Source organism: Shewanella nanhaiensis (genome assembly GCF_019457885.1).
GTDB lineage: Bacteria > Pseudomonadota > Gammaproteobacteria > Enterobacterales > Shewanellaceae > Shewanella > Shewanella nanhaiensis.
In genome coordinates, this window is sequence record NZ_JAHZST010000060.1 from 1 (window position 1) to 503 (window position 503).

The following is a 503-nucleotide window of genomic DNA, read 5'->3' on the forward strand; positions in this document are numbered from 1 at the left end:
GTGACGGTGAAGACATTGCCCACTAGGACGACGCCGCTGGCGTCATTGCCACTGGTTTCAGTCACGTCGCTGACACTGAGGTTATCGGTGGTGTCAACATCGCTGCTGTTAGCAAGCAGATCGATGGTGAATGGAGCTTCATCTTCATTGGTGACTTCGCGGATAGCCGCGCTGACTTGAGGCGCATCGTTACGGCCTTCAATGATGATGGTGGCAGTGGTAGGGGTCACGCCGCCATTGCTGTCAATCACGTTATAGGTGTAGGTTAGTTCAACACTCTCACCCACGGCTAAGTAGTCATAGGCATTAGGTGTGACGGTGAAGACATTGCCCACTAGGACGACGCCGCTGGCGTCATTGCCACTGGTTTCAGTCACGTCGCTGACACTGAGGTTATCGGTGGTGTCAACATCGCTGCTGTTAGCAAGCAGATCGATGGTGAATGGAGCTTCATCTTCATTGGTGACTTCGCGGATAGCCGCGCTGACTTGAGGCGCATCGTT

1 protein-coding gene is annotated in these 503 nt (G+C 53.9%); it reads right to left on the reverse strand.

Features of this window, described 5'->3' with window-relative positions:
• Positions 1 to 503 (reverse strand): cadherin-like domain-containing protein (locus tag K0625_RS24330; protein WP_220111928.1); only part of this gene is annotated, 503 nt, incomplete at both ends.